This is a genomic window from Sphingomonas phyllosphaerae 5.2, assembly GCF_000419605.1.
Lineage (GTDB): Bacteria > Pseudomonadota > Alphaproteobacteria > Sphingomonadales > Sphingomonadaceae > Sphingomonas > Sphingomonas phyllosphaerae_B.
The window spans coordinates 1,136,200-1,154,997 of the sequence record NZ_ATTI01000001.1 but is presented as its reverse complement, the minus strand read 5'-3'; the positions used below and the strand labels follow the sequence as shown (position 1 = coordinate 1,154,997).

Genomic DNA, 18,798 nt, shown 5'->3' with positions numbered 1-18,798 from the left:
TCAGATCCGATTTCTGGTCAACGCCGCGATCGTGCGATCGTCGTCGTGGGAAGGGAGATGGTCGTCGCTGGCGAGCGCCGCCAGCGGTACGGTGTCGAACGAAAGCGTGACGATCGTGCCCCCGCCGGGGCGATCGGCGAAGGTCATCGCGCCGAAATGCTCCTCGACGATCTTCTTGACGATCGCGAGGCCCAGGCCGGTGCCGCGCGCGCGCGTCGTCATATAGGGTTCGACGATCCGGTCGCGCTCCAGCGGCAGGCCGACGCCGGTGTCGGCGACCGCGATCGTGACGCGGTCCACGGCCTGCGACAGCGTCATGGTGATGCTGCCCTCGCTGGCATCGGCTTCCTCGACGGCCTCGACCGCGTTCTTGACGATGTTGGTCAGCGCCTGGCCAAGCTGGCGACGATCGCACACCAGCGACGGCGCGGGATCGTCGTGGTCGAGCACGAAGCGGATGCCGGGGTGCGCTACCTCATGGAGGAACATCGTCTGGCGGGCGATATCGACCAGCGACTCCTCGCGGAACACCGGCTTGGGCATCCGCGCGAAGGAGGAGAATTCGTCGACCATGCGACGCAGGTCGCCGACTTGCCGGACGATCGTGTCGGTCAGCCGCGCGAAAGTCGTGTCGCCCGCATCGATCTTGCTGCCATAGCGACGCTGCAACCGCTCGGCAGCGAGCTGGATCGGGGTGAGCGGATTCTTGATCTCGTGCGCGATGCGGCGCGCGACATCCGCCCACGCGGCGCGGCGCTGGTCGGTCAGCTGCTGCGTGATATCGTCGAAGGTGATGATCGGGCCGCTGCCGTCCCGTGCGATCCGCGCCGCAAAGGTGCGCATCTCGCCCTGCACGTTCAGCTGCACCGCCGCCTCGCGCCCCGGCTGGTCGAGCAGTGCGTCCAGTTCCGGCGCGACGTCGTGCAGCTTCAGGCCGACCGGCGGCTCCGCCAGTCCCATCAGCGTTTGCGCCGAACTGTTGATGAGGCGGATCGTGCGATCCTTGGCGTCGATCGAGATCACGCCCGCCGACACGCCCGACATCACCGCCTCGATCAGCGCGCGGCGGCTGTCGAGCTGCGCGTTCGCGGTGACGAGTGCGGTGTTCTGCGCCACCAGTCGCGCGGTCATGCTGTTGAACGCGGTAGAAAGCGTGCCGATCTCGTCGCGCTCCAGCGTCTCGGGCACGCGCGCCGACAGGTCGCCGCCCTCGACCCGGCGGGCGGCATCGACCAACTCGCCGACCGGGCGGACGAGGCGATCGGCGACGGTCAGCGCGATCCACACCGCCACCCCGACGATCAGCAGCGACACGATCAGCAGCGCGGCGTTGAAGCGGAGTTGCAGCGAGCGCGCGCGCGCGATCAACTGTCGGTAATCGCCGAGCACCGCATTGCCGCGGTTCATCTGCGTCTCGACCGATTCGTCGATGACGCGCGCCGTGTAGAGGTAGGTGCGCGGCCCGTAGTCCAGCTTCGTCACCGTTCCGGTGCGGTTGGCGACGCGCACCACCACCGCGCTGGCTCCGGCATCCAGCCGCTGCAGCATGTCGGGCTTGATGAAGCCCTTCAGGTCGACCTCGTACGGATTGACGAACGCCAGCGTCCGCAACTCGCCGTCCTCGCCGCGCTGCACGATCAGCACCTCGGACAGGTTGCGGTAATAGACCTGCTTGACCAGCCCGACCTGGAACTTCTCGCTGTCGATCGGCGTGTCGCGCAGGTAATCGGCCAGATCGCCGGCCATCACGATTGCGGCCCGCGACACGCGATCGACTTCCTGGCGATAGCTTTCCTGCGCGATCGACGCCGCATTCTCGAACATGCCGCGTGCGCGGTCCGAATACCAGAATTGCACGCCATATTGGAACAGCAGCGAGGCGAAGATCGTCACCAGCAGCGCCGGGACCGCGGCGACCAGCGAGAACAGCAGCACCAGCCGGACGTGCAACCGCCCGCCCGCCCCGACCGGCGAACGCGCCGCGCGGCTGAGCGCGATCCGCCGCCCGAGCAGCATCATCAGCGCGATCCCGGCGACGAGATTGGCGACGAGCAGCGATGCGACCAGCGGCGGTTCGATCAGCCGCCCCGGATCGCCTTCGCCACGCAACGCGAAATAGCTGCCGAGCGCCACCGCGACGGCGGTGGCCAGCACCATCGACTCGAGCGCCGGGGTCACGCCGAACCGGCGGCCCGCCCCCGGCGGCAAAGAGGAGGAGGAAGTCACTCCTGCGAACATCCCCTCTTCGCTACAGCATCAGTGTTGCATGGAAAACACATATTTGACGGGAGGCCATCCCCGGCGGGCTCGTCATATCGCGTACGACGCTCCGCCTGCCGCTCAGCCGTCAAGCCCCTCCTGGCGCGCTCCGATGTCGATCCCGAGCATATCCAGTCGCTTGCGCAGCGTATTACGGTTCAGCCCGATCGCGCGCGCCGCCCGCAGCTGATTGCCGCCATGCCGCGCCAACATCGCCTCGATCAGCGGACGCTCGACCTCGCCGATGATCCGCGCATAGAGCGAGCCGTCGTCGAGCGCGCGCGGTTCCTGCCGCGCCAGCCGCTCGATCATCGCGCGCACCGCCGCCTCGATCCCCGGATCGGGCGCCGCCTCGGCCGTCCCGGCGCCACCGATCGTCGCCTGCACCTCCGCCGCGCCGATACGATCGTCACGCGACAGTGCCGCGAGCCGGCGCATCAGGTTCTCCAGCTCGCGGACGTTGCCGGGCCAGTCGTGCGCCTCCAGCACTGCGACCGCCGCAGCGTCGAGCGTCTTGCGCGGCAGCCCCTCGGCGCCGGCGCGATCGAGGAAGTGCCGCGCCAGTTCGGCCACGTCGCCACGCCGCTCGCGCAGCGCCGGCAGTGCGATCGGGACGACGTTCAGTCGATAATAGAGATCCTCGCGGAACTGCCCGCCGGCGACCGCCTGTTGCAGGTCGCGGTTCGTGGCGGCGACGATGCGGACGTCGGCGCGGATCGTCCGCGCACCGCCGACGGTCGTGAACTCGCCCGATTGCAGCACGCGCAGCAGCCGCGTCTGCGCCTCGATCGGCATGTCGCCGATCTCGTCGAGGAACAACGTGCCGCCCGCCGCCTGCTCGAACCGTCCGGCGTTGCGCTGCGCCGCGCCGGTGAACGCGCCGCGTTCGTGCCCGAACAGCTCGGCCTCGATCAGTTCGCGCGGGATGGCGGCCATGTTGATCGGCACGAACGGCGCAGCGCGGCGCTGACCGAGGTCGTGGATCGCGCGCGCGACCAGTTCCTTGCCCGTCCCCGACTCGCCCGACACCAGCACGGTCAGGTCGTTGGAGACGACGCGCGCGATCACCCGGTACACGTCCTGCATCGCAGGCGAGCGCCCGATCAGCGGCAGCGACGGGTCCTCGTCGGTCGCCTGCGCCTCGCTCACTCCGCTACGCCGTGCCAGCGCGGCGGCGACGGTGCGCGTCAGTGTGTCCAGGTCGAACGGCTTGGGCAGATAGTCATACGCACCCGCCTCGGTCGCGCGCACGGCGGTGGTCAGCGTATTGCGCGCCGACAGCACGATCACCGGCAGCTCCGGATGCGCGGCGAGCACCTGCGCCACGTTCTCGATCCCGTCCCCGTCCGGCAACACGACATCGGTCAGCAGCACGTCGGGCGTATCGCCCGCCAGCTCGCGGCGCAGCTCGGCAAGGCTGGCGGCGGTACGCACCTCGTGCCCTGCGCGGCGCAGCGCATGCGCGACGACGGTGCGGATCGCGTCGTCGTCGTCGACCAGCAGCACGCGCGTCATGTGCGCGCCCGCGGCAGCAGGATGCGAAAAACGGTCTGGTGGGGCGTGCCCTCGCGCGAATATTGCACGATCCCGCCCATGTCGCGCACCAGCTTGTCGACCAGTGCCAGCCCCAGCCCCTTGCCCTCGGGCCGCCCGGACACGAACGGATCGAAGAGGTGATCCGCGATATCGGCCGGCGCGCCGGGGCCGCTGTCGATGACGCAGATCTCGATCGGCAGCGGGGTTCGCCCGCGCCCCTTGCCCGCCGCCACGGTCACGCCATGCCGATACGCGGTGGCCAGCGTGATCGTCCGCTCGCCGCGCTCGCCCAGCGCCGCAGCGGCATTCTTGAGCAGGTTCACGATCACTTGCAGCAGCGAATCGCTATTCCCCAGCGCCTGCGGCAGCGACGGGTCGTAGCGCTCCTCGATCGCGATCCCGCGCGCAAACCCGGCCAGCGCGACGCCGCGGGCATGCGCCAGCAACGGGTAGATGTTCATCGCCGTCACCTCGCGCGGACGGGTGTCCGTGAAATCCTCCATATGATCGATCAGCGCCGCGACCCGGTCGACCTCGGCGATCATCAGCTGCGTCAGCCCGGCGACGTCGACGCCGTCGGCGATCAGCTGCGCGGCACCGCGAATGCTGGACAGCGGGTTCTTGATCTCGTGCGCCAGCATCGCTGCCGCGCCCACCGCGGCACGCGCCGCCGCCGCGCGCTCGGTCGACACGCCCAGCCGCCGCGACGCGCCGGCATTGTGGAGCGTGATCGCGCGCCAGCCGGGATGATCGACCACCGCCGCCTCGACCAGGTCGACGCGCAGCCGTACCCCGCGCGACGTCTCCACCGCGGCGTCGAAGATCGCGAAGGCATGTGCGTCGCGCCGCCCCGCGGCGTCGGGGAAGTCGAGCACCGCCGCCAGCGGCTGGCCGACCAGCGCCCGCTCCGACAGGTTCAGCAGCGTCTCGCACTCGGCATTGACCCGCGCGATCCGGTCCTCGGCATCGACGACCAGCACCGCCACCGGCAGCGCCGCCAGCAACTCCGCCGCATCCGGGCCTGCGACGGTGCCACGCGGCGACAGCATCACGCCGCTTCGTTCAGCCGGTAGGGCGCGTAGAATTCGGAAAGCATCGCCTTCACGCGCGCCGCGTCCGGTTCCTGATTGACGCGGTTGCGGAACTCCGCCGACCCGTTCAGCCCCTTGGTATACCAGCCGATATGCTTGCGCGCCATGTTGACGCCGGTGAACGTGCCGTAATGCTCCAGCATCGCGTCATAATGTTCGGCGATGACGCGATATTGCTCGTCCAGCGAGGGGTCGGGCATCCGCTCACCGGTGCGCAGCCAGTGCATCACCTGTGCCAGCAACCACGGGCGGCCATAGGCGCCGCGCCCGATCATGATCCCGTCGGCGCCGGATTGCTCCAGCGCGACCTCCGCATCCTCGACCGAGCAGATGTCGCCATTGGCGATGACCGGGATCGACACCGCGTCCTTGACGGTGCGGATGAAGCGCCAGTCGGCCGTACCCTTGTACATCTGGTTGCGCGTGCGACCATGGACGGTGACCATGCGGATGCCGAGATCCTCCGCGATCCGTGCCAGTTCCGGCGCGTTCAGGCTGTCGTGGCACCAACCCATCCGCATCTTCAGCGTCACCGGCGCGTCGACCGCCTTCACGATCGCCTCGATCAACTGCGTGGCGAGCCCCAGGTCGCGCATCAGCGCCGACCCGGCATCGCCGTTCGTCACCTTCCGCACCGGGCAGCCCATGTTGATGTCGATGATCGCCGCGCCCTTGTCGCGCGCCAGCTTTGCGGCCTCGCCCATCTCATAGGGGGTGCAGCCGACCAGCTGCATCGACACCGGCTCTTCGGAAAGGTGCCACGCCGCTTTCTGGATCGACTGCCGCGTCTCGCGGATCGCGGCCTGGCTGGCGATCATCTCGGTGACGTTCAGCCCCGAACCATAGCGCCGCACCAGCGTGCGGAACGGCTGGTCGGTCACGCCGGTCATCGGTGCGAGTACGACGGGTTCGTCGATCGTCACATCGCCGATCTGGATAGGTCGAAGCATGGGTTTCGGAAGCTGCCTGAAAAACGGGCAGATAGACGACAGCGGTGATTCTGGCAAGGTTGCCGCGGTCCCCCCTGCCGACGCGGCCAGGGCGGCGGAAGGTAGCGGCGGCATTCCCATCCCCGGCAACCTGCTCTAGGGCGCGCGGATGACCACGGCCGCCCTGATCGTCGCCGCCGGCACCGGCTCCCGCAGCGGCAGTGCCCTCCCCAAGCAATTCGCCGTGCTCGCCGGTCGCGCGATGCTGGCCTGGAGCTACGAAGCACTTGCCGCGCATCCTGCGATCGACCGCGTGCTGGTCGCGATCGCGCCGGGTCAGGAGGCGCTGCTGCGCGCCGCCGTTCCCGAGGCCGAGTACGTGATCGGCGGCACCGAGCGGCGCGACAGCGTCGCGGCGTGCCTTGCGGTGCTGGACGGCGCGACGCGCGTGCTGGTCCATGATGCCGCACGCCCGTTCGTGCCCGCCGCGGTCGTCGACCGGTTGCTGGCCGCACTCGATGCGGCCGACGGCGCGATCCCGGTGTTGCCGGTCGCCGACACGCTGGTCGCCACCGACGGTGCGACGGTCCCCCGCGACAGCTTGCGCCGGGTCCAGACCCCGCAGGCGTTCCGCGCCGCGGCGCTGGCGGCCGCGCATGCGCAATGGGACGGAACGGTCGCCACCGACGATGCGCAGATGGTGCGCGCGCTGGGCAAGACGGTGGCGATGGTGGAAGGCGCTGCGATGCTGGATAAAATCACCTACCCCGCCGATTTCGCGGCCGCCGAGGCGCGCGTCGCGACCGAGACGCGCTCGGCGAGCGGCTTCGACGTCCACCGGCTGGAGGATGGCGAGGAATTGTGGCTCGGCGGGGTGCTGATCCCGCACCACCAGGGCCTGTCGGGGCACAGCGACGCCGACGTCGCGCTGCATGCGATCACCGACGCGGTGCTGGGCACGATCGCGGCGGGCGATATCGGCACCCACTTTCCACCGAGCGACCCGCAATGGCGTGGCGCCGAATCGGGTCAGTTCCTCAGTCACGCACGCACGTTGGTCGAGGCGCGAGGGGCGCGCATCACCTTCGTGGACCTGACGCTGATGTGCGAGGCGCCCAAGATCGGGCCGCATCGTGCCGCGATGCAGGCGCGTATCGCGGAACTTCTCGGCCTGTCGACCGATCGGGTCAGCGTGAAAGCAACAACCACCGAGCGACTTGGCTTTACCGGTCGCGGCGAAGGGATCGCCGCGCAGGCGGTCGCGACCGTCGAGCTGCCGCGCGCGTGGCCGGCATGAAGGCGCTGGCCGGACTCGCCGGCATCGCGGCGCTGCTCGCGACGCAAACCGCTGCGGCGCAGGCGCCGTGCCTGAGCACGACCGACGCCGAGTCGATCGCACTGGTCGCGATGCCGGACATCATCCGCGATGCCGGACGGGTCTGCGCCACCTTGCCGGCGACGAGCCTGCTTCGTCGTCAAAGCGGTGATTTCCTTGCCAAATATGATCGCGAGGCCGATCGCGCCTGGCCCGCGGCGCGCACCGCGATCGCCAAGCTTAGCGATCCGGCGGTGGAACTGCTGCTGCTCAGCGACTATGCGCGTCCGATGCTCACCTCGATCTTCGCGCCGCAGATCACCGGACGCATCCAGCCCGCCGACTGTCCGACGCTCGACCGCCTCGTCACCCTGCTGGAGCCTTTGCCGGCGCGCAACACCGCCGGGATCGTCGTGGCGACGCTGCAATATCTCAAGTCCGAGAAGAACAAGGGCAAGCGCACCGACATCCCCGACCTTCCGGTCTGCACAGCGGCGGGCAACCCATGAGCGAGGTGACGCTGCCCCCCGAACTCGTCGATGCCGCGCGGCGCGTGGTTGAGGCGAATCGCGCCGCCGGGCGCCGCATCGCAGTGGCGGAAAGCTGCACCGGCGGGCTGGTCGCGGCGGCGCTGACTGAAATTCCGGGCTCTTCCGAGGTGCTGGAGGCCGGGTTCGTCACTTATTCGAACAGCGCGAAACAGAAATTGCTGGCGGTCAGCGGCGACGTGCTCGACACGTTCGGTGCGGTCTCGATCGCCGTCGCGTGGAGCATGGCGCAGGGCGCGCTCGCCAGATCCGACGCCGATGTCGCGGTCGCGATCACCGGCGTGGCCGGGCCGGGCGGCGGCAGCGAGAAGAAGCCGGTCGGCACCGTCGTCTTCGCGCGTGCGGAGCGCGGCGGCGATCCGGCGGATGTGGTCGCCGACAAGCGTTTCTTCGGCGACCTCGGTCGCGGCGGCGTGCGGCTTCAGGCGGCGCTGTGCGCGCTGGAGCTGCTGTTGCCCGACGCGGCGTAGAGCACGGCGGCGCGTTCCTCGAAGGCGCCGATCATCCGACGCAGCGCGACGCCGAACACCTGCCCGGCCAGCATCTCGAACATCCGGTTCTTGAACGCGAAATCGACCGAGAAATCGACCAGGCAGCCGGCGTCGCCATCGGCGCGAAACCGCCAGTCGTTGTTGAGGTACTTCAGCGGCCCCTCGATATATTCGACGCGGATCGTCTCCGGGCGGTGCTTGGTCACCTTCGAGGTGAAGGTCTCGCGCAAGCCCTTGAAGCCGACGATCATGTCGGCCAGCGTCTCGTCCTCGCCGTCCTTGCGGACGCGCATCGCGCTGACCCACGGCAGGAATTCCGGGTAGCGCCGCACGTCCGCGACCAATTCGAACATCTGTTCCGGCGTGTAGGGAAGACGCCGCGTCTCGCTGTGCTTCGGCACCGGATCAGGCGGGCATCTTTGCGGCCAGCTTCGCGTCGCGTGCCGCCTTCATCTTCGCGAAATCGTCGCCGGCGTGATAGCTGGAGCGGGTCAGCGGCGAGGATGCGACCAGCAGGAAGCCCTTCGCGCGCCCGATCGCGGCATAGGCGTCGAACGCCGCCGGGGTGACGAAATCGGCGACCTTGGCGTGGCGCGGGGTCGGCTGGAGGTATTGGCCCATCGTCAGGAAATCGATGTCGGCGGAGCGCATGTCGTCCATCACCTGATGAACTTCCAGCCGTTCTTCGCCCAGGCCGAGCATGATGCCCGATTTGGTGAAGATCGAGGGATCGAGTTTCTTGACGCTCTCAAGCAATCGCAGCGACGCATAATAGCGCGCACCGGGCCGGATCGTCGGGTAAAGTCGCGGCACGGTTTCCAAATTGTGATTATATACGTCCGGGCGTGCGGCAACGATTGCCTCGACCGCCGCCTCATGCTTGTTGCGGAAATCGGGGGTCAGGATCTCGATTGTAGTCAGCGGATTGGTACGGCGAATGGCCTCGATGACCTTCACGAACTGCTTCGCACCGCCATCGGGAAGATCGTCGCGATCGACCGAGGTCACCACGATATGCGCCAACCCCATCTGCGCCGCCGCATCGGCGACGTTCTGCGGCTCCATCGGATCCACCGCGCGCGGCATGCCCGTCTTCACGTTGCAGAACGCGCAGGCGCGCGTGCAGGTGTCGCCCAGGATCATGACGGTGGCGTGCTTCTTGGTCCAGCACTCCCCGATATTGGGGCAGGCGGCCTCTTCGCACACCGTCGTCAGGCTTTTCGAGCGCATCAGCGCACGGGTCGCGGCGAAGCCCTCGCTGGTCGGGGCCTTCACCCGGATCCAGTCGGGCTTGCGCTGGCGCGGAGGAGCCGGGAGCGGGGTCATGTCGTTCATGAGGTCGCAGATAGCGTTTACTTCCACCCGAAACAACGAAGGGCTTTTGTAGAATGAGAAAGTTCCACGACCTCATCGAGGGCTATTACCGCTTCCGCGGAAACGAGTGGATCGAGGAGCGCGAGAGCTGGAGCAAGCTGGCCGAGGGGCAGCAGCCGAAGGTGATGGTGATCGCCTGTTCGGATAGCCGCGTCGATCCGGCCACGATCTTCGGCACCGTGCCCGGCGAGGTGTTCGTGGTGCGCAACGTCGCCAATCTGGTGCCGCCGTTCGATCCGTCGGGCGGTTTGCACGGCGTGTCGGCGGCGCTGGAATTCGCCGTCACGGTACTGAAGGTGGACGAGATCCTGGTGCTGGGCCACGGCCAGTGCGGCGGCGTGAAGGCGTCGCTGTCGGGCGCGCTGCGCGATGCCAAGCCGGGTGAAGGCGGCTTCGTGGCGGAGTGGATCAAGCTGCTCGACGGCGCGCGCGAGAAGGTGATCGCCGAGCATGGCGACGGTCCGGAAGGCCAGAAGGCGCTGGAGCAGGAAGGCGTGAAGGTCTCGATCGAGAACCTGAAGACCTTCCCGTTCGTCCAGTCGCGGCTCGAGGATGGCTCGCTCGCGCTGCACGGTGCGGTCTTCGCGATCAAGGACGGCAAGCTGAACGTTCTGCAGGACGACGGGCATTACGAAGCGGCCTGAGCGCGGCGTCGTGATGTGAGGCGGCCGCTTCGCTCCCCGGGGAGCGGGGCGGCCGTTTCAATGGTCGGCGGCCCTTTGGCCCAGGCGTCACTTCCATAACGCCGTCCGATCAGCGGCGGGGATCTGGCGGCCGGCTTGCAGGCCAACGCACGCCGCCGTCATTGCGAGCGCAGCGCAGCAATCCAGCGCCGGATCAGGACGCCCTCGATTGCCCCGCTACGCTCGCAACGACGCTCTGCTTCGTGCCATCGCTTCCGCTTACTGCGCGCCGTGCGGGCTCACCGTCGCGCTGGCGTCCTTCCTCGGCGCATCCGCCGTCACGCGCACGCTCAGCTCGCGCAGCTGCTTGACCGAAGCAGGCGACGGTGCGCCCATCAGCAGGTCCTCGGCGCGCTGATTCATCGGGAACAGCGAGATCTCGCGCAGATTCTGCGCATCGCACAGCAGCATGACGATCCGATCGACGCCGGCGGCCATGCCGCCGTGCGGCGGCGCACCGTACTGGAAGGCGCGATACAGGCCGCCGAACCGCTCCTCGACATCGGCCTTCGACAGCCCGACCAGCTCGAACGCCTTGACCATCAAATCAGGGCTCTGATTGCGGATCGATCCCGACGCGATCTCATAGCCGTTGCAGACCAGATCGTATTGATACGCCTTGATCGTCAGCGGATCCTGCCCGGTCAGCGCGTCCATCCCGCCCTGCGGCATCGAGAACGGGTTATGCGCGAACTCGACCTTCTTCTCGTCCTCGTCATATTCGTAGAACGGGAAGTCGACGATCCAGCACAGCCGGAACGCGCCCTGCTCGATCAGGCCGAGCTGGTCGGCGACGCGGGTGCGCGCAAGGCCTGCCAGCTTGGCCGCCTGCTCGGGCTTGCCCGCCGCGAAGAACAGCCCGTCGTCCGGCCCCAGCCCCAGCGCGGCATACAGCGCCTCCATCCCCTCGGTGCCGTGGTTCTTGGCGATCGGCCCACCGAACTCGCCACCCTTGCGAGTGACGTAGCCAAGACCGGCATGTCCCTCGCCACGCGCCCAGTCGTTCATCTCGTCGAAGAACTTGCGGCTCTTCTCCGCGGTGCCGGGCGCCGGGATCGCGCGGACCACGCCGCCCCCGCCGACGATCTTCTCGAACAGCCCGAACCCCGAGGTCGTGAAATGCGACGACACGTCGGTGATGATCAGCGGGTTGCGCAGGTCGGGCTTGTCGCTGCCGTATTTCAGCATCGCCTCGTCATAGGGGATGCGCGGGAACGCGCCGGTCGGGGTCACGGTACGCCCGTCGGCGAACGCCTCGAAGATGCCGCCGATCACCGGCTCCATCGTCTCCCACACCTCTTCCTGCGTGACGAAGCTCATCTCCAGGTCGAGCTGGTAGAATTCGCCCGGCAGCCGGTCGGCGCGCGGATCCTCGTCGCGGAAACACGGCGCGATCTGGAAATATCGATCGAAGCCCGCGACCATCAACAGCTGCTTGTACTGCTGCGGCGCCTGCGGCAGCGCGTAGAACTTGCCGGGATGAATGCGGCTGGGCACCAGGAAGTCGCGCGCGCCCTCCGGCGAGGAGGCGGTGAGGATCGGCGTCGAATATTCGGTGAAGCCCACGCTCTCCATGCGGCGGCGCATGTCGGAGATCACCTTGGTACGGCGCACGATATTGGCGTGCAGCGTTTCGCGGCGCAGGTCGAGGAAGCGATAGCGCAGGCGGATGTCCTCGGGATAATCCTGCTCGCCCGCCACCGGCATCGGCAGTTCCTCGGCCGCCGACAGCACGGTCGCGCCGCGCGCATAGACCTCGATCTCGCCGGTCGCGAGATTGCCGTTCACGGTGCCCTCGGAGCGGCGCTTCACGCTGCCGTCGATCGTCACGACCGATTCGACGCGCACCGCGTCGAGGATCGCCAGCGCGGGCGAATCGCTGTCGGCGACGATCTGCGTGATGCCGTAATGGTCGCGCAGGTCGACGAACAGCACGCCGCCGTGGTCGCGCTTGCGATGCACCCAGCCGGACAGGCGGACGGTGTCGCCGGCCTGTTCGGCGGACAGCGCGGCGCAATTGTGGGTGCGATAGGCGTGCATGACGATGGTCTCTGACTAGGCGTCCCACGCAGGCGCGGGACGAAAGGTGCGATGATTGCGCCCTCCCCTTTCGGAACCCTCTTTGTCAACCCGGACGCACGCGGCTATGGACGACCACTTATGCATGTTCATCCGCTCATCACCGACAGCGCTACGCTCGCCAACCTGTGCGCGCGACTTTCCGACGCGCCCTTCATCACCGTCGATACCGAGTTCATGCGCGAGAGCACCTATTACCCGGAGCTCTGCCTGATCCAGATCGCCGATACCGAGGAGGCCGCGGCGATCGACCCGATGGCGCCCGGCATCGACTTGACCCCGCTGCTGAATTTGCTGGTCGACAATGAGGACGTGCTGAAGGTGGTCCATGCCGGCGGGCAGGATATCGAGATCATCTACAACCTGACCGGGCGCACCCCGCACCCGTTGTTCGACACGCAGGTGGCGGCGATGGCGCTGGGGCAAGGCGAGCAGATCGGCTATTCGAACCTCGTCGACAGCTGGCTTGGGGTGCAGATCGACAAGGGCGCGCGCTTCACCGACTGGGCACGCCGTCCGCTGGACGCGCGGCAGATCGAATATGCGATCGGCGACGTGACGCACCTGTCCGACATCTTCCCGAAGATGCTGGAGCGGTTGCGCACCACCGGGCGCGGCGCATGGCTGGACCAGGAGATGGAGCGGCTGGCCGATCCCTCCAATTACGCCAACGACCCCGACGTGGCGTGGAAGCGCGTGCGCGTGTCGAGCCGCAAGGCCGACGTGCTCGGCCGGTTGAAGGCGATCGCCCGGTGGCGGGAGCTGGAGGCGCAGGCCAAGGACCTGCCGCGCGGCCGGATCGTGAAGGACGAGACGATCGCCGATCTTGCCGGCCACCCGCCGCGCAAGCAGGTCGACCTGGCCAAGGTCCGCGGGCTGTCGCAGACCTGGGCGGGCAACGACATCGGCGCGCGATTGATGGCGGCGATCGAGGCGGCGCGCCCGCTGCCCGACGAGGAGATGCCGCCGCGCGAGGATCGCAAGCCGGGGCTGGGGCGCGAGGGCGCGCTGGTCGCCGACCTGCTGAAACTGCTGCTCAAGATTCGCGCGCGCGACATCGACGTCGCACCGCGGCTGCTGGCGCGCGGCGACGAGCTGGAATTGCTCGCCGCCGGGCAGCGGCACGGGTTGCAGATCCTGCAGGGGTGGCGCTTCGACCAGTTCGGGCAGGACGCGCTCGATCTCGTCGAGGGCCGGATGGCGTTCGCGGTGCAGGACGGGCGGCTGAAGATGACGCGGACCGGAGCGGTGGCATGACCCGCGCGGGCGTGGCGATGGCGCTGCTGGCGCTGGGTGCGTGCGCGAAGCCGCCGCTGCCGGTCGCAGCGGAGCCCGCGCCGGGCGTGCAATGCGACGCCAACGCCGCGCAGGCACTGGTCGGGCGTGCGGCCGCGACCGTCGCCGCGGAAGCGCAACGGCTGAGCGGCGCACGCTCGGTACGGCGCTACGCGACCGGCGACGCGGTGACGATGGACTTCCGCCCCGATCGGCTGAACATCGAGAGCGATGCCGCGGGGAACGTCGCGAAGTTCAGCTGCGGGTGAGTTGAGACGCACGCAGAACGAGGCGCGGCGACCGCCGATATCGCCCGCGCTTCGGTCTGCCGGACCTTAATCCGCCTTCAACACCGCGACGATCGGGAAATGGTCCGACGGGTATCGCGCACCGTCGTGCACGGTCAGCACCTCGGCCGACACCGGACGGAAGCCCTTGACCATCACATAGTCGATCCACTTGCCCGGCTCCGGCGTGCCGGTGAAATCGTGGAAGGTGCCGGTCGGCGCCGCGCGGGTGCGTGCCAGCTTCGACGCCTCGGTCAGGAAGGCGGTCAGGCGCTTCACCGCCGCGCTGTCGGGCGTGGTGTTCAGGTCGCCGGTCAGCACGATCGGGAGCCCCTTGGCGATCGTCGGCAACCGCTCGGCGATCAACGCCGCGGAGCGGTCGCGCGCCAGCTCGTCCTCTGCACCGCGATGCGCGAAATGCGTGTCGGCCATCAGGAAACGCAGCGGCTTTCCGCCGCCGACCGTCTCGAACACGCCCCAGGTCACCATCCGCGGCAGGTTCGCGCCCCAACTGATCCGGCCCGGCGTCTCCGGCGTTTCGGAAAGCCAGAAATCGCCCTGCCGCAGCAGCTTGAGCCGGTCGGTACGGTAGAAGACGCCCATATGCTCGCCGTCGTGCCCGCCCAGCCGGTCGCGTCCGAACCAGCGATAGCCGGGCAGCGCGCGGACGATGTCGTCGCCCTGCGTCTTGAGCAGTTCCTGCGTACCGATCACGTCCGGGTTCGCGTCACGGACGGTGCGCATGAACACGTCGCGGCGCGCCGGCCACACGTTCGGACCGTCGCTCGGATTGGCGAAGCGCACGTTGAACGTCATCACGCGCAGTTCCTGCGCCAGCGCGCCGCCCGCGCCCAGCAACGCCGCCGCCGCGGCAGCCGCTACCATCATCAAGCGCTTCATCTTCCATCCTTTTATCATCGAGCGACGCACCGCCCTATCGACCAAACCGAGCGGCATTGCGAGCGGAGCGAAGGATATGGCGACGTTCCGGCGTGCCGCGCGACGCCGTTCCCCGCACCAACGGCGCGCGGACGGCACAAGCTGCAATTGCCCCGCCGCAACCAATTCCACGCCCCGCTGTCGCGCATTTCCGCGCAAGGGATGACAGGCGCATGACGGCCGGGCACGCTGCCCGGGCGCGAAGGGAAGCGCCAAGGGAAACGAATGTCACCGTTGCTCGACAGGACCCGACTGACCCACCTGCAACGGCTCGAAGCCGAGGCGATCCACATCATGCGCGAGGTGGTGGCCGAGGCGGACAATCCGGTGATGCTCTATTCGGTCGGCAAGGACAGCGCGGTGATGCTGCACCTGGCCCGCAAGGCGTTCTTCCCCAGTCCCCCGCCCTTCCCGCTGCTGCATGTCGATACGACGTGGAAATTCCAGGAGATGTACGCGCTGCGCGACCGCATGGCGGCGGAAAGCGGCATGACGCTGCTGGTCCACCAGAACCCCGAGGCGGTCGAGCGCGGGATCAACCCCTTCGATCACGGCGCGCTTCATACGGATATGTGGAAGACCGAGGGGCTGAAGCAGGCACTCGACCAGCACGGCTTCGACGCCGCGTTCGGCGGCGCGCGCCGCGACGAGGAGAAGAGCCGCGCCAAGGAGCGGATCTTCAGTTTCCGCACCGCCACGCACGGCTGGGACCCGAAGAACCAGCGCCCGGAACTCTGGAACCTCTACAACGCGCGCAAGAACAAGGGCGAGAGCATCCGCGTCTTCCCGATCTCCAATTGGACCGAGCTGGATATCTGGCAGTATATCCACCTGAACGACGTGCCGATCGTCCCGCTTTATTTCGCCGCGGAGCGTCCGACAGTCGAACGCGACGGGATGCTGCTGATGGTCGATGATGCCCGCTTCCCGCTGCGCTCTGGCGAGGAGCCGGTGCTGCGCTCGATCCGGTTCCGTACGCTGGGCTGCTACCCGCTCACCGGCGCCGTCGAGAGCCGCGCGACGACGTTGCCGGAAGTGATCCAGGAAACGCTCCTGACCACCACCAGCGAGCGGCAGGGGCGCGCGATCGACAGGGATGCCGGTGGCGCGGGCATGGAAGTGAAGAAGCAGCAGGGGTATTTCTGATGAGCACCGCTCCCGCCGCCCCCGTCCCCGCTTCGGCTCCCGCGTCGGCCGCCACTTCGGCCGCCACTTCGGCCCCCACTTCGGCCCCCACTTCGGCCCCCACTTCGGCCCCCACTTCGGCCTACGTGGTCGACGATCTCGTCGCGCGCGATATCGACGCGTATCTGGACAGCCACCAGCACAAGACGATGCTGCGCTTCATCACCTGCGGATCGGTGGACGATGGCAAGTCGACGCTGATCGGGCGGCTGCTCTACGATTCGAAGATGATCTTCGAGGACCAGCTCGCCGCGCTGGAAAGCGACTCGCGCAAGGTCGGGACGCAGGGGCAGGAGATCGATTTCGCGCTGCTGGTCGACGGGCTTGCCGCCGAGCGCGAACAGGGGATCACGATCGACGTCGCCTATCGGTTCTTCAACACCGAAAAACGCAAATTCATTGTCGCCGATTGCCCCGGACACGAACAATATACGCGCAATATGGTCACCGGCGCGTCCACTGCGGATCTCGCGGTGATCCTGGTCGACGCGCGCAAGGGCGTGCTGACGCAGACCCGGCGGCACAGCTACCTCTGCCATCTGATCGGGATCAGCAACATCGTGCTGGCGGTCAACAAGATGGACCTGGTCGACTATGATCAGGGGAAATTCGACGCCATCGTCGCCGATTACGCCGCCTTTGCGCGCTCGATCGGGATCGCGGCCTTCACGGCACTGCCGATCTCGGGGTTCAAGGGCGACAACATCACCACCCGCTCGGCGAACACCCCGTGGTACGAAGGACCGCCGCTGGTCGAGCATCTCGAAACGGTGGAGGTTCTCTCCTCGATCGACGCGGACAAGCCGTTTCGGATGCCGGTGCAGTGGGTTAACCGCCCGCACCTCGACTTTCGCGGCTTCTCCGGGCTGATCGCGACCGGCGTGGTACGGGTCGGCGACGCGGTGCGCGTGCTGCCGTCGGGCAAGACCTCGACCGTGACCCGCATCGTCACGCTGGGCGGCGACCTGCCCGAAGCGGTAGCAGGTCAGTCGGTAACCCTATGCTTCGCCGACGAAATTGACTGCTCGCGCGGCGACGTTATCGCCGCCGCCGACCAGCCGCCGCAGGCCGCCGACCAGTTCGAGGCAACGTTGGTGTGGCTCGCGGACGAGGCGTTGCGCGTCGGGCGCGGTTACTGGCTGAAGCTCGGCACGCAGACCGTATCGGCAACCATTCAGCAGCCCAAGTTCGTCGTGAACGTCAACACGCTGGAACAACTCGCCGCCAAGACGCTCGATCTCAACGCGATCGGCGTCGCGGAACTGACGACCGACCGCGCGGTCGTGTTCGAACCCTATGCCGACAGCCGCACGCTCGGCGGGTTCATCCTGATCGACAAGCTGACCAACGCCACCGTCGCGGCCGGAATGCTGCACTTCAGCCTGCGTCGCGCGCAGAACGTCCACTGGCAGGCGGTCGATGTCGGGCGCGCCGCGCACGCGGCGCTCAAGGATCAGAAGCCGGCGGTACTGTGGTTCACCGGCCTGTCGGGTTCGGGCAAGTCGACGATTGCCAATCTGGTCGAGAAACGGCTGCATGCACTCGGACGGCACACCTTTTTGCTCGACGGCGACAACGTCCGCCACGGCCTGAACAAGGACCTGGGCTTCACCGAGGCCGACCGGATCGAGAACATCCGCCGCGTCGGCGAGGTCGCCAAGTTGATGACCGATGCCGGGCTGATCGTGCTCACTGCGTTCATCAGCCCGTTCCGCGCCGAACGCGAGATGGTCCGCGCGATGCTGCCCGACGGCGAGTTCGTCGAGGTGTTCGTCGACACGCCGTTCGAGGAGGCGGAGCGCCGCGACGTGAAGGGACTCTACAAGAAGGCCCGCGCCGGGCAGTTGAAGAACTTCACTGGCATCGACAGCCCGTACGAGCGCCCGGAGGCGCCCGAGGTGCGGATCGACACCACCGCTACCACCCCCGAACAGGCCGCCGAGCAGATCGTCGACCTGCTCCTGCGCCGCGCATGACGGCGGCAGCGACCGACGCCGCGCTCGCCGCGCATCTCGCGCATGTCGCGGGTGCGCTGCTGATGGCCGTGCGCGACAGCGGGACGCTGGCGGGCAAGCCGCTCGGCTACACCGGTGACATGATCGCCAACCGTTTCCTGGTCGAGGCGTTGCGCGAACAGCGGCCAGCCGACGGCCTGCTGTCGGAAGAGGAAAAGGATTGCCCGATCCGGCTCGACCGGTCGCGGGTGTGGATCGTCGATCCGGTCGACGGCACGCGCGAATATGCCGAGCAGCGCGGCGACTGGGCGGTGCACGTCGGCCTGGCGATCGACGGCGTGCCGACGACCGGCGCGGTGGCGCTGCCGGCGTTGGGCGTCGTGCTGCGCAGCGACCGGATCGTGCCTGTCCCCCCCGCCCCGCCTCGGCTGCGCATGGTGGTCAGCCGCTCGCGCCCCGCGCGCGAGGCGGTGGCGGTCGCCGACGCGCTGGACGCCGAGCTGGTGCCGATGGGCAGCGCCGGCGCAAAGGCGATGAGCGTCATCCTGGGTCAATCCGACATCTATCTGCACTCCGGCGGACAATATGAGTGGGACAGTTGCGCCCCCGCCGCCGTGGCGCTGGCGCACGGGCTGCACGTCAGCCAGATCGACGGCAGCCCGTTGGTGTACAACCGGCACGACACCTACATGCCCGACCTGCTGATCTGCCGGCACGAGCATTTTCCGATGGTGATGGACGCACTCGCTAGCGTCTGACGCGGCAATATCCCGGGATAGGGGCTGCAACAGATGTGTCATATATAACACGACTGCTGGAATTTAACCATAATCCCGCTTGCCACCGCCTAAC

The 18,798-nt window shown here is 68.0% G+C and carries 17 protein-coding genes; 9 read left to right on the top strand and 8 right to left on the bottom strand.

All coding sequences use genetic code 11. The features are described 5' to 3' along the window. The 4 genes from SPHPHY_RS0105320 to dusB all read right to left on the bottom strand — a co-directional run bounded on the left by SPHPHY_RS0105320 (position 1) and on the right by dusB (position 5,836). Positions 1–2,238 carry an ATP-binding protein gene (locus tag SPHPHY_RS0105320; protein WP_028056513.1) on the bottom strand — a complete coding sequence of 746 codons (2,238 nt, stop codon included), beginning with the start codon at positions 2,236–2,238 and terminating at the stop codon, positions 1–3. Between the two features lie 102 nt (positions 2,239–2,340). Continuing rightward, entirely contained in the window at positions 2,341–3,774 is a 1,434-nt protein-coding gene (ntrC, locus tag SPHPHY_RS0105315; RefSeq protein WP_022685667.1) for a nitrogen regulation protein NR(I), read from the bottom strand. After that, positions 3,771–4,844: a two-component system sensor histidine kinase NtrB gene (locus SPHPHY_RS0105310; RefSeq protein WP_022685666.1), complete on the bottom strand. Its 1,074-nt coding sequence runs from the start codon at positions 4,842–4,844 to the stop codon at positions 3,771–3,773. The genes ntrC and SPHPHY_RS0105310 overlap by 4 nt, the downstream gene beginning before the upstream one ends. Continuing rightward, positions 4,844–5,836, bottom strand: coding sequence for a tRNA dihydrouridine synthase DusB (gene dusB, locus SPHPHY_RS0105305; RefSeq protein ID WP_022685665.1), 993 nt, complete (start codon positions 5,834–5,836; stop codon positions 4,844–4,846). Before dusB ends, SPHPHY_RS0105310 begins: the two co-directional genes overlap by 1 nt. Positions 5,837–5,984: 148 nt before the next feature. Here dusB and SPHPHY_RS0105295 point away from each other — a divergent pair, with 148 nt between their 5' ends. Genes SPHPHY_RS0105295 through SPHPHY_RS0105285 form a run of 3 tightly spaced genes read left to right on the top strand, consistent with a single transcriptional unit; the run spans position 5,985 to position 8,148 of the window. Then, complete coding sequence (locus SPHPHY_RS0105295) at positions 5,985–7,112, top strand: bifunctional 2-C-methyl-D-erythritol 4-phosphate cytidylyltransferase/2-C-methyl-D-erythritol 2,4-cyclodiphosphate synthase (protein WP_022685663.1); 1,128 nt, start codon at positions 5,985–5,987, stop codon at positions 7,110–7,112. Then, a complete protein-coding gene (locus SPHPHY_RS0105290) occupies positions 7,109–7,639 on the top strand; it encodes a hypothetical protein (protein ID WP_028056511.1) in 531 nt (176 codons plus the stop codon). Before SPHPHY_RS0105295 ends, SPHPHY_RS0105290 begins: the two co-directional genes overlap by 4 nt. Then, positions 7,636–8,148, top strand: coding sequence for a CinA family protein (locus tag SPHPHY_RS0105285; protein ID WP_022685661.1), 513 nt, complete (start codon positions 7,636–7,638; stop codon positions 8,146–8,148). The genes SPHPHY_RS0105290 and SPHPHY_RS0105285 overlap by 4 nt, the downstream gene beginning before the upstream one ends. Here the strand turns inward: SPHPHY_RS0105285 and SPHPHY_RS0105280 are convergent. Further along, a complete protein-coding gene (locus tag SPHPHY_RS0105280; protein ID WP_022685660.1) occupies positions 8,100–8,570 on the bottom strand; it encodes a type II toxin-antitoxin system RatA family toxin in 471 nt (156 codons plus the stop codon). The two genes, SPHPHY_RS0105285 and SPHPHY_RS0105280, sit on opposite strands and share 49 nt — an antisense overlap. A 4-nt stretch (positions 8,571–8,574) precedes the next feature. Continuing rightward, positions 8,575–9,504: a lipoyl synthase gene (gene lipA / locus SPHPHY_RS0105275; protein ID WP_022685659.1), complete on the bottom strand. Its 930-nt coding sequence runs from the start codon at positions 9,502–9,504 to the stop codon at positions 8,575–8,577. 53 nt (positions 9,505–9,557) lie between these two features. Here lipA and SPHPHY_RS0105270 point away from each other — a divergent pair, with 53 nt between their 5' ends. After that, complete coding sequence (locus SPHPHY_RS0105270) at positions 9,558–10,187, top strand: carbonic anhydrase (RefSeq protein WP_022685658.1); 630 nt, start codon at positions 9,558–9,560, stop codon at positions 10,185–10,187. A 258-nt stretch (positions 10,188–10,445) separates the two neighbouring features. Here the strand turns inward: SPHPHY_RS0105270 and aspS are convergent, their stop codons facing one another. Further along, the gene (gene aspS, locus SPHPHY_RS0105265) at positions 10,446–12,266 is read right to left on the bottom strand and encodes an aspartate--tRNA ligase (protein ID WP_022685657.1); all 1,821 of its coding nucleotides are present in this window, start codon (positions 12,264–12,266) and stop codon (positions 10,446–10,448) included. A gap of 120 nt (positions 12,267–12,386) precedes the next feature. Here aspS and rnd point away from each other — a divergent pair, with 120 nt between their 5' ends. Beyond that, a complete protein-coding gene (rnd, locus tag SPHPHY_RS0105260) occupies positions 12,387–13,562 on the top strand; it encodes a ribonuclease D (RefSeq protein WP_022685656.1) in 1,176 nt (391 codons plus the stop codon). Continuing rightward, positions 13,559–13,849: an I78 family peptidase inhibitor gene (locus SPHPHY_RS0105255; protein WP_022685655.1), complete on the top strand. Its 291-nt coding sequence runs from the start codon at positions 13,559–13,561 to the stop codon at positions 13,847–13,849. The genes rnd and SPHPHY_RS0105255 overlap by 4 nt, the downstream gene beginning before the upstream one ends. 66 nt (positions 13,850–13,915) lie before the next feature. Here SPHPHY_RS0105255 and SPHPHY_RS0105250 read toward each other — a convergent pair whose 3' ends face one another. Further along, positions 13,916–14,767, bottom strand: a complete 852-nt coding sequence (locus SPHPHY_RS0105250) for an endonuclease/exonuclease/phosphatase family protein (protein ID WP_043130609.1) — start codon at positions 14,765–14,767, stop codon at positions 13,916–13,918. Between the two features lie 264 nt (positions 14,768–15,031). On the opposite strand from SPHPHY_RS0105250, the gene cysD reads away from it, so the two are divergent. The 3 genes from cysD to SPHPHY_RS0105235 are packed head-to-tail and all read left to right on the top strand — an operon-like array spanning position 15,032 to position 18,704. Then, positions 15,032–15,952 carry a sulfate adenylyltransferase subunit CysD gene (cysD, locus tag SPHPHY_RS0105245; protein ID WP_022685653.1) on the top strand — a complete coding sequence of 307 codons (921 nt, stop codon included), beginning with the start codon at positions 15,032–15,034 and terminating at the stop codon, positions 15,950–15,952. Further along, a complete protein-coding gene (cysN, locus tag SPHPHY_RS0105240) occupies positions 15,952–17,967 on the top strand; it encodes a sulfate adenylyltransferase subunit CysN (RefSeq protein WP_081645251.1) in 2,016 nt (671 codons plus the stop codon). Before cysD ends, cysN begins: the two co-directional genes overlap by 1 nt. Next, positions 17,964–18,704, top strand: coding sequence for a 3'(2'),5'-bisphosphate nucleotidase CysQ (locus SPHPHY_RS0105235; protein WP_022685651.1), 741 nt, complete (start codon positions 17,964–17,966; stop codon positions 18,702–18,704). The genes cysN and SPHPHY_RS0105235 overlap by 4 nt, the downstream gene beginning before the upstream one ends. The last annotated feature ends 94 nt before the right edge of the window (positions 18,705–18,798 follow it).

Excerpts from the sequence above, each read along its gene's own strand:
- rnd (WP_022685656.1), top strand. The coding sequence starts at position 12,387 with ATGCATGTTCATCCGCTCATCACCGACAGCGCTACGCTCGCCAACCTG.
- lipA (WP_022685659.1), bottom strand. The coding sequence starts at position 9,504 with ATGAACGACATGACCCCGCTCCCGGCTCCTCCGCGCCAGCGCAAGCCC.
- SPHPHY_RS0105285 (WP_022685661.1), top strand. The coding sequence starts at position 7,636 with ATGAGCGAGGTGACGCTGCCCCCCGAACTCGTCGATGCCGCGCGGCGC.
- SPHPHY_RS0105255 (WP_022685655.1), top strand. The coding sequence starts at position 13,559 with ATGACCCGCGCGGGCGTGGCGATGGCGCTGCTGGCGCTGGGTGCGTGC.
- SPHPHY_RS0105290 (WP_028056511.1), top strand. The coding sequence starts at position 7,109 with ATGAAGGCGCTGGCCGGACTCGCCGGCATCGCGGCGCTGCTCGCGACG.
- cysD (WP_022685653.1), top strand. The coding sequence starts at position 15,032 with ATGTCACCGTTGCTCGACAGGACCCGACTGACCCACCTGCAACGGCTC.
- SPHPHY_RS0105235 (WP_022685651.1), top strand. The coding sequence starts at position 17,964 with ATGACGGCGGCAGCGACCGACGCCGCGCTCGCCGCGCATCTCGCGCAT.
- ntrC (WP_022685667.1), bottom strand. The coding sequence starts at position 3,774 with ATGACGCGCGTGCTGCTGGTCGACGACGACGACGCGATCCGCACCGTC.
- SPHPHY_RS0105310 (WP_022685666.1), bottom strand. The coding sequence starts at position 4,844 with ATGCTGTCGCCGCGTGGCACCGTCGCAGGCCCGGATGCGGCGGAGTTG.
- SPHPHY_RS0105320 (WP_028056513.1), bottom strand. The coding sequence starts at position 2,238 with ATGTTCGCAGGAGTGACTTCCTCCTCCTCTTTGCCGCCGGGGGCGGGC.
- SPHPHY_RS0105270 (WP_022685658.1), top strand. The coding sequence starts at position 9,558 with ATGAGAAAGTTCCACGACCTCATCGAGGGCTATTACCGCTTCCGCGGA.
- aspS (WP_022685657.1), bottom strand. The coding sequence starts at position 12,266 with ATGCACGCCTATCGCACCCACAATTGCGCCGCGCTGTCCGCCGAACAG.
- SPHPHY_RS0105295 (WP_022685663.1), top strand. The coding sequence starts at position 5,985 with ATGACCACGGCCGCCCTGATCGTCGCCGCCGGCACCGGCTCCCGCAGC.
- dusB (WP_022685665.1), bottom strand. The coding sequence starts at position 5,836 with ATGCTTCGACCTATCCAGATCGGCGATGTGACGATCGACGAACCCGTC.
- cysN (WP_081645251.1), top strand. The coding sequence starts at position 15,952 with ATGAGCACCGCTCCCGCCGCCCCCGTCCCCGCTTCGGCTCCCGCGTCG.
- SPHPHY_RS0105250 (WP_043130609.1), bottom strand. The coding sequence starts at position 14,767 with ATGAAGCGCTTGATGATGGTAGCGGCTGCCGCGGCGGCGGCGTTGCTG.